Genomic DNA, 8,206 nt, shown 5'->3' with positions numbered 1-8,206 from the left:
TGCAATGCCTCAAGCAAATGTTATGTATTCACCAAATAAAAATATTCGGTATCAACAAACTTGGCACACTATTGAGTTCTCAAACAACAAACACTCTCGACACCACAACCACCAATCCTTCGATGACTGCTTCGCTCCGGAGCAACTTTACAAGCTTACCACCAAGTTGACCGTTGTCAACTCGACGTTTCAGTCTTGTTCACCCCGCCGTTTCCGTTTCGCCCTTTCAGGCTGTCCGGATCAGCGGCGCGAGATAAAACTCTACACGGGTTCAGCCACGACGCAAAATCGGCCTACGGGTCGAATTTCAGCCACTAATCCGACCTTGACTAGGGATTATCATAATTAGGTACAACAAAACCGCCGGAAAAGTGTCTTGGTTCACAAGCTTTTCCGGCGGTTTCGTGTAGTGCGGTAGTTACTGGGCGCTACTTGGCCAGTTCAGCCACTGCCATGTTCTTCTTGCCGCGGCGCACGATCGCGTAGCGGCCATGCAGGAAGTCCGCCTCGGCCAGTTCAGTTTCGATGCCGCCAACCTTGCCGTTATTGACGTAGGCGCCACCTTCAGTGACCGTACGGCGTGCTTCGGACAATGACTTGCTCAGGCCCGAGGCAACCAGGACATTCAAAATGCCCAGATCGTCCGCAGCAACCTTCGCCGAAGGCAGCTCCGCGATAACCGATTCCAAGGTAGGAAGATCAATCGCGCCCAGATCGCCATTGCCGAAGACCGCAGCCGAAGCGGCGATCACCTGCTCGGTAGCCTGCACACCGTGAACCAGGGAAGTGACTTCCCAGGCCAAGGTGCGCTGGGCGACGCGCTTGAACGGGCGCTCTGCAACTTCGGTTGCCAGTTCCGCGATCTGCTCGCGGGTCAGGAAGGTGAATACCTTCAAGCGGTCGATCACATCCGCGTCGGAGGTGTTCAGCCAGAACTGGTAGAAGGTGTACGGGCTGCACATTTCGGCATCCAGCCAGATGGCGTTGCCCTCGGACTTGCCGAACTTGGTGCCGTCGGAGTTGGTGATCAGCGGGGTGCCGTAGGCGTGCACCGAGTTGCCCTGGACCTTGCGGATCAGGTCGGTGCCGCTGGTCAGGTTGCCCCACTGGTCCGAGCCGCCGGTCTGCAGGGTGCAGCCGTACTGGCGGTTCAGCTCCAGGAAGTCGTAGCCCTGCAGCACCTGGTAGGAGAACTCGGTGTAGCTGATGCCCTCGTCGGAGTTCAGTCGCGCGGCGACGATCTCCTTCTTGATCATCGTGCCCACACGGAAGTACTTGCCCACATCGCGCAAGAAGTCCAAGGCCGACAGCTGCTGCGTCCAGTCCAGGTTGTTGACCAGCTGCACCGCGTTCTCGCCCTCATCGGAGAGGAAGCGGGAAACCTGCGCCTGGAGCTTGGCGACCCACTCGGTCACCGTCTCCCTGGTGTTCAAGGTGCGCTCCGCAGTTTGGCGCGGGTCGCCGATCAGGCCGGTGGAACCGCCAACCAGGGCCAGCGGCTTGTGGCCGGCCAGCTGCAGGCGGCGCATATTCAGCAACTGCACCAGGTTGCCCAGATGCAGGGACGGCGCAGTGGGATCGAACCCGCAATAGTAGGTCACAGACTCTTCGGACAGGGCTCGTTCCAGCTCGGTTTCGTCGGTGGACACGTGCACCAGGCCGCGCCACTTGAGTTCCTGCCAGACGTTCTCGAAAGATGCGTCGTTGCTCTGTCCCGCAATCACGGGATTCTGCTTCGTATCAGACATGCTCACTGTGACCATTTTCTGTCTTCGTTCTGCCCCGAGTGCCCGCGTTGCTGCTTGCGTGCACCTGTGATCGCACCGGGAGTTGGGGTTGCCTTCCCGGCGCATGGGTTTAAGGTTATCGCTTGGTGGCAGGCTCGTGCCACTTCCCCGGCCCGCCCCTTGGTCACATAGCCGACCCCCCGGTGCGCTGCTAGCCTTCCAGGCCTTCAGGCAGTTCGCGGGTGTGGACCACGCGCAGGCGCTGGGTGGTACGGGTCATCGCCACATACAAATCGCCCACGCCGCCGTCCACCTCGTCGACCAGCTCGGCCGGTTCCAGGATCAGCACGCCGTCGAATTCCAGGCCCTTGGACTCGCGCGCGGTGATCACCACGATGTCCTGGCTCAATCCGCCCGAACCGGCGCCAACGCGGTCGCCATGCACGTCCTGGACCGCCGCGCGGATGCGGGCCAGATCCTGCTGAGGCACGATGATCGCCTGCAGTCCCCCGGCCGAGTACTCCAGCTCCTCGCCCAGCGCGGCCAGGACCGCATCCTGGACTTCGGCCTCGGTGGTTTTGGTCAGCACCGGTGGCCAGTCGCCTTCGCGGACCGCCTGCGGGGTGGTGATCCGCAGGCCGGCGGCCTGGGCCACGCGCACCGCCGCGTCGGCGATCTGCGCCGGGGTGCGGTAGTTGACGGTCAGCTCTTCGAGCTCGAAGCGCTCACCGAAGAACGGCTCCAGGGCCTGGGACCAGCTGCTGGCGCCCGAGGCGGCCGAGGTCTGGGCGATGTCGCCCACGATGGTGAAGGACTTCATCGGGCAGCGGCGAACCAGCAGGCGCCACTGCATCGGCGAAAGCTCCTGCGCCTCGTCGACCACGATGTGCCCGTAGGCCCAGGTGCGATCGGCGACGGCGCGTTCGGCGGCCGTGAGCCGGGCCGCAGTTTCCTGGTTCACTCCGGCCACCTGCTCCGCGGTGACCACTCCGTCGATGCCGGCGTTTTCCAGCATGGTGTGCATATTGCGCAGCGCGGCCTTGGCATTTTCCACGTCGGCCTCGTACTGGGCGGTGTGCGTGCCGGCCAGCGGGTCGGCGAACTCGCCGAGCAGCCCGGATGCCTCATCGAGCAGCGGCACATCGGCCTCGGTGAACGGCGAGCCGGCCCGGCGGTACAGGGCGTCGCGGTCCGTTTCCTTCAGGTGCGGGGCCGCGGCGGCCAAAAGGTGCGGGGTGGCGAACAACTCTGCCACCAGCTGCTGCGGGGTCATCGGCATCCAGCACAGGTTCAGCGCCACGCGCACATCGTGCGATTCGCGCACTTCCTGGGGCAGGTAGGAACGGTCGGTGGTCGAGGACTGCCCGGCCGATTCCTCCAGCTTGCGGCGCAGCTGTTCGGCCAGGTCCCCCACCAGCACCTTGACGAAGGTTTCGCGCGCCTCGTTGTAGGGCTTGTGGGTGTGGCGGGCGCGTTCGCGCGCGTTCTTGACCATTTTCGGGGTCAGGGTCAGGCGGGTTCCCTCCACCACCAGGGTGCGGGTTTCCGGAATCAGCCGCTGGCGGTTGCGCACCGCAGTGGCGATCACCCTGGCCATGGACAGCTGGCCCTTGAGCCGGGCGACGGTGCGGTTGGTTTCCGGCACGGCGTGGATGCCGTGGTAGAGCTCGCCCACCGAGGACATGACCACGCCGGTCTCGCCCAGCGAGGGCAGTACGCGCTCGATGTAGCGCATGAAGGAAGTGGACGGGCCGACGATCAGCACCCCGGCGTTCTTCAGCCGTTCGCGGTACTCGTAGAGCAGGAACGCCGCGCGGTGCAGGGCGACGGCGGTCTTGCCGGTGCCCGGACCGCCCTGGACCACGACGGCGCCGGGCAGCTGCGCGCGGATGATCGCATCCTGCTCGGCCTGGATGGTGCCGACGATATCGCCCATGCGGCCGGTGCGCTTCTCGCGCAAAGCGGCCATCAGCGCGCCCTCGCCGTGGTGGGTGTGCCCCTCATCCAGCCAGGTCTCGTCGAGCACGTCGTCCTCGATGCCGGCCACGGTCCGGCCCTTGAGCATCAGGTGGCGGCGGCGGCGCACCCCGCGCGGATTCAGCGCGGTCGCCTGGTAGAAGGGGGCCGCTTCGCTGGCGCGCCAGTCGATCATCAGCCGGTTCAGGTCCTCGTCGGACAGGCCGATGCGGCCGATGTAGCGGGGAGTGCCGGAGGATGAGCCGTTGCCGGCTTCCTGCCCCTGGCCGTTGGCTGCCATATCCAGGCGGCCGAAGACCAGGCGGTCCTCGACGGCGTCGAGCTGGGCAATCCGGTCCTCGTAGAGGGTGGCGAAAGAGTCGCGTTCGGACATGTTCTGGAAGGTGCCCACCGCCCCCTGGGCCCGGGTGCGCTCAAGCTGCTCCACCTTTTCGGCGCGCAACTCGTCCAGCCGCGCGTACAGGCGGCCCACATAGTCGGATTCAGCTAACAGATCGGCCTCGATCGTATCGGTCAACCCAGTTTCCCCTCGCGCTCAAAATGTGCCCCTGCGCAAAGCACAGGGCCCTACGTAAAACGGTTCCCACGTAAAAACACAGGACAGATAATGATACGCGCCTTTGGCCCGGCGCAGGTAATCGCGCGCACCGGTGCCAAGCGCTGGGCGGGCCCGCTGCCGGGCTGTTCGCCAGCGGCGTGGAAGCGTGGCGGTTTGTTACCTGCGCGCCGCTTCCCGGCTGCCGCTTCGGCACCGCGCTGCCCGGCTCAGGAGTGGACGACCTGCAAGGAGAGCACCTTGTGCCCCGGCAGCTTGGCCCGTCCTTCGAGGCCATCGAGTTCCAGCACGACGCCGACGCCGGCGATCCTGGCACCGGTCTGCTCCAGCAGGCGGACCGCTGAACCCACGGTGCCGCCGGTGGCCAGCACGTCGTCGAGAATCAGCACGCGGGTGCCCGGGGCGATCTCGTCCTTGTGCACCTCCAGGCAACTGGTGCCGTATTCCAAGGTGTACTCGTCGCGGTAGACCTCGCGCGGCAGCTTGCCGGCCTTGCGGATGGTCAGCATGCCCTTCCCCGAGGCGTAGGCGGCGGCCGCCGCCAGCACGAAACCGCGGGCTTCGAGGCCCGCGACGATGTCGAACTGCCCCTCGAAGGGGGCGATCAGCTCGTCGACCATGCGGCGCAGGCCGGTCGGGTCGGCGAAGACCGGGGTGAGGTCCTTGAAGGAGATCCCTGGCTGCGGGTAGTCGGGCACGATCTCGCACAGTCGATCCAGCAGGTCGCTAATGCTCTCAGAAGTAGTCACGCCTAGTAATTTTAGTCCCTCCGCGCGCCGCACGCCGCACGATCGTGCATAATCATGAGCACATTTTGGGCGGTGTCCATGCGGTACGGCGGTTAACCATCCAGGCTAGCGGTTCATCAAGCGATCGCTGGGCCAGGGCAGCAGCTGCGGGTCCGCGGCCCCGTCGGCGGCCGCGGTAACCTGCACCGGCCCGGCCGCAGGGCGTCCGGCCATCCATGCGGCCAAGTCGAAATCGGCGCCCGAGAGCACCCACGATTTCGCCCCGTCCCCGAGCACCATCCGGGGTTTGCCATGCGGCTGCAGCACCAGACGGGTTCCTTCCGGAACGCGGGCTTCGAGCGCCCGGAACAGATGCGCGCTGAATGCCGGCGGCCAGCTGGCGGCCGGGCGCAGGAATTCGTCCAGGTCGGTGGCGTGGATCAGCATCTCTCGCCAGGTCGCGTACATCAGGTCCGCGGCCTTGGCCCCCGGGCGGTACCCCACCGGCTGCTCCCACGTGGCTTCGGCACCAGGCAGGGTGGCGCGCAACTGGGCCAACGCGTCGGCGGCCAAGGCGCGCAGGGACTCCGGGCGCATCAGCGCGGTCATGTTGATCGCCTCGATCCGGCCCTCGGCGCCCCCGTCGTACATCAGCGGCGGCCGCTGGGCTCCGGCGTTCTCGAACTGGCGCACGGCGGCCTTCGCGAAGGAGGCCAGATGCGCGATCAGCTGGGCGGTGCTCCAGCCCGGCAGCGAACTGGGCTTGCTGTACTGGGTGTCGGGAACCTCCCGCACCTGTACGGAAAGTTCATCCAATGCGGTGGTGACCTGCGCGATGAGTTCGGCAGGGGCCAGGAGTCGAGTCATGAATCACACTTTAGCGCGAACCGGGCGCAAATGCGCAAGGGCTCGAAGCCGTGGTTAACGCGCAAGCGGCCGCCGGGCAGGATTCTTCCCGCGCGGCGGCCGCTTGGCCCTGCCCGGTGCTACTTGGCCCAGGCCTTGATCTGGTCGAGCTGTCGCTCGAACTCGGCGAGCTGCGCTGCGACCGCGCTCGGGGCGGTGCCGCCCTGGCCGTTGCGGGCGTTCAGCGAACCCTCGGTGGAGAGCACCTCGCGCACCGCCGGGGTCAGGTGCTCGGAGATGCCGGCGTATTCTTCGTCGGTCAGGTCCCACAGTTCCACGCCGCGCGATTCGGCCAGCTGCACCGCAGCGCCGGAGAGCTCGTGGGCATCGCGGAACGGCACGCCCTGGCGGACCAGCCATTCGGCGATGTCGGTCGCCAAGGCGAAGCCCTGCGGGGCCAGATCCGCCATGCGCTCGGTATTGAAGGTCAAGGTGCCCATCATTCCGGCGACCGCCGGCAGCAGGATTTCCAGGGTGTCCGCGGCGTCGAATACCGGTTCCTTGTCTTCCTGCAGGTCGCGGTTGTAGGCCAGGGGCAGGGCCTTGAGGGTAGCCAGCAGGCCGGTCAGGTCGCCGATCAGGCGCCCTGCCTTGCCGCGGGCCAGCTCGGCGATATCGGGGTTCTTCTTCTGCGGCATGATCGAGGAGCCGGTGGAGAAGGAGTCGTGCAGCTTCACGAAGCTGAATTCCTTGGTGGCCCAGAGGATGACCTCCTCCGAGACGCGCGAGAGGTCAACGCCGATCATGGCCGCGATCCAGGAGAATTCGGCGAACACGTCGCGGGCGGCGGTGCCGTCGATCGAGTTGTGCACGGCCGAGTCGAAGCCCAGCTCGGCGGCGACGAAGTTCGGATCCAGGCCCAGGGTCTGGCCGGCCAGCGCACCGGAACCATAGGGCGACACGGCGGCACGCTTGTCCCAGTCGACCAGGCGCTGCACATCGCGCAGCAGCGGCCAGGAGTAGGCCAGCAGCAGGTGCGAGAGCAGGATCGGCTGGGCATGCTGCAGGTGGGTGCGCCCGGGCATCGGCGCATAGGGGTGCGCCTTGGCCTGCTCGACCATGGCGTCAAGGGTGTCGATCACGCCGCGGGCGATGATCCGCGCGTGGTCGCGCAGGAACATCCGGCCCAGGGTGGCGATCTGGTCATTGCGCGACCGGCCGGCGCGCAGCTTGCCGCCCAGGGCGGTGCCGGCGCGCTCCAGCAGGCCGCGTTCCAGCGAGCCGTGGACGTCTTCGTCGGTTGGCGCTGCGACATAGGCCTCGGAGATGACATCGGCTTCGAGCTGGTCCAGGGCGGCGATCATGTCTGCCAGCTCGGCATCGGTGAGCAGGCCCGCGCGGTTCAGCACCTTGGCATGGGCACGGGATCCGGCAATATCGTAGCTGGCCAGGCGCCAGTCGAAGTGGGTGGACTTGCTCAGCGCAGCCATTGCATCCGCTGGGCCGCCGGAGAAGCGACCGCCCCAGAGCGATCCTTCATTTGTTGACGAGGCCATGGCCCGTTCCTTTCTGCCGGAGAAAATTGACGTTGCACCCTACTCTAGCAAAGCTTTATGCAATGCAACTCATATTTATGCAACGGTGTGCCGATTCATGCATCACATGCTTATCACTGCGGCCTGCTCTGCGGGGCCTGGCCAGGCTCCGGAACACGCAGGAAACCTTAAGTTTTGCCTCTTCCAGTACTCAGCGCCCGGGCGTATGGTGTGATCATAGAGCCGATACGGAACGTTCTTCGGAGGTACCCAATGGAAATCCAGCTGTACCGGGGTGATATCACCACCCTTCATGTTGATGCCATCGTCAATGCGGCCAATCCTTCGCTGCTCGGTGGAGGCGGCGTCGACGGCGCGATCCATGCAGCTGCTGGTCCCAGCCTGCTGGCCGCCTGCCGGGAAATTCGGGCCAACCGCTACCCCGACGGGATTCCTTCGGGCATTGCCGTCGTCACCAAGGCCGGCAACCTGCATGCCAAGTGGGTCGTCCACACCGCGGCCCCCAACTTGGCGCTGATCAAGCCGAACCCCAAGATCCTCGACGACTGCTTCGTGAACTCCCTGTATGTCGCGGCCCGCCACGAGGCCCACTCGGTCGCGTTCCCGGCGATTGGCGCAGGGGCGTTCGGGTGGGATCCTGAGCAGGTTGCCAGCATCGCCCATGCAGCGATCAGCCGGTGGATCGAGACCAATAAGCATATTTCGCCGATCCACAAGATCATCCTGGTCGCGCATACCGATGAGGTCCAGGCCGCCTTCGAGCGGGCGTTCTCGCTGGATGCCGTGGAGGATATTGCCGCCTGATCGGATCCGAAT

At 65.5% G+C, this 8,206-nt stretch carries 6 protein-coding genes; 1 reads left to right on the top strand and 5 read right to left on the bottom strand.

The window, feature by feature from the left end:
• Positions 1–428 precede the first annotated feature (428 nt).
• The 5 genes from tyrS to argH all read right to left on the bottom strand — a co-directional run bounded on the left by tyrS (position 429) and on the right by argH (position 7,390).
• On the bottom strand, positions 429–1,748 hold the full coding sequence (gene tyrS / locus M2368_RS09005) for a tyrosine--tRNA ligase (protein WP_105658122.1): 1,320 nt from the start codon (positions 1,746–1,748) through the stop codon (positions 429–431).
• 190 nt (positions 1,749–1,938) lie between these two features.
• A complete protein-coding gene (locus M2368_RS09000) occupies positions 1,939–4,221 on the bottom strand; it encodes a HelD family protein (protein WP_454091147.1) in 2,283 nt (760 codons plus the stop codon).
• Positions 4,222–4,469: 248 nt separating this feature from the next.
• Positions 4,470–5,009 (bottom strand): adenine phosphoribosyltransferase, encoded by a 540-nt coding sequence (locus M2368_RS08995; protein ID WP_105658124.1) that lies wholly within the window; start codon positions 5,007–5,009, stop codon positions 4,470–4,472.
• A gap of 105 nt (positions 5,010–5,114) precedes the next feature.
• On the bottom strand, positions 5,115–5,855 hold the full coding sequence (locus M2368_RS08990) for a maleylpyruvate isomerase family mycothiol-dependent enzyme (RefSeq protein ID WP_105658125.1): 741 nt from the start codon (positions 5,853–5,855) through the stop codon (positions 5,115–5,117).
• Positions 5,856–5,974: 119 nt separating this feature from the next.
• Complete coding sequence (gene argH / locus M2368_RS08985; protein WP_105658126.1) at positions 5,975–7,390, bottom strand: argininosuccinate lyase; 1,416 nt, start codon at positions 7,388–7,390, stop codon at positions 5,975–5,977.
• Between the two features lie 252 nt (positions 7,391–7,642).
• Here argH and M2368_RS08980 point away from each other — a divergent pair, with 252 nt between their 5' ends.
• Positions 7,643–8,194 (top strand): macro domain-containing protein, encoded by a 552-nt coding sequence (locus tag M2368_RS08980; protein WP_105661899.1) that lies wholly within the window; start codon positions 7,643–7,645, stop codon positions 8,192–8,194.
• Positions 8,195–8,206 lie beyond the last annotated feature (12 nt).

Origin of the sequence: Arthrobacter sp. JUb119 (assembly GCF_024807995.1) — a bacterium.
Taxonomy (GTDB): Bacteria; Actinomycetota; Actinomycetes; order Actinomycetales; family Micrococcaceae; genus Glutamicibacter.
The sequence above is the reverse complement of the archived record's forward strand: the minus strand, read 5'-3'. Positions and strand labels throughout refer to the sequence as shown.

What these genes read in the sequence shown, in the direction of transcription:
- tyrS (WP_105658122.1), bottom strand. Translation starts at nt 1,748, where the DNA reads ATGTCTGATACGAAGCAGAATCCCGTGATTGCGGGACAGAGCAACGAC.
- M2368_RS08980 (WP_105661899.1), top strand. Translation starts at nt 7,643, where the DNA reads ATGGAAATCCAGCTGTACCGGGGTGATATCACCACCCTTCATGTTGAT.
- argH (WP_105658126.1), bottom strand. Translation starts at nt 7,390, where the DNA reads ATGGCCTCGTCAACAAATGAAGGATCGCTCTGGGGCGGTCGCTTCTCC.
- M2368_RS08990 (WP_105658125.1), bottom strand. Translation starts at nt 5,855, where the DNA reads ATGACTCGACTCCTGGCCCCTGCCGAACTCATCGCGCAGGTCACCACC.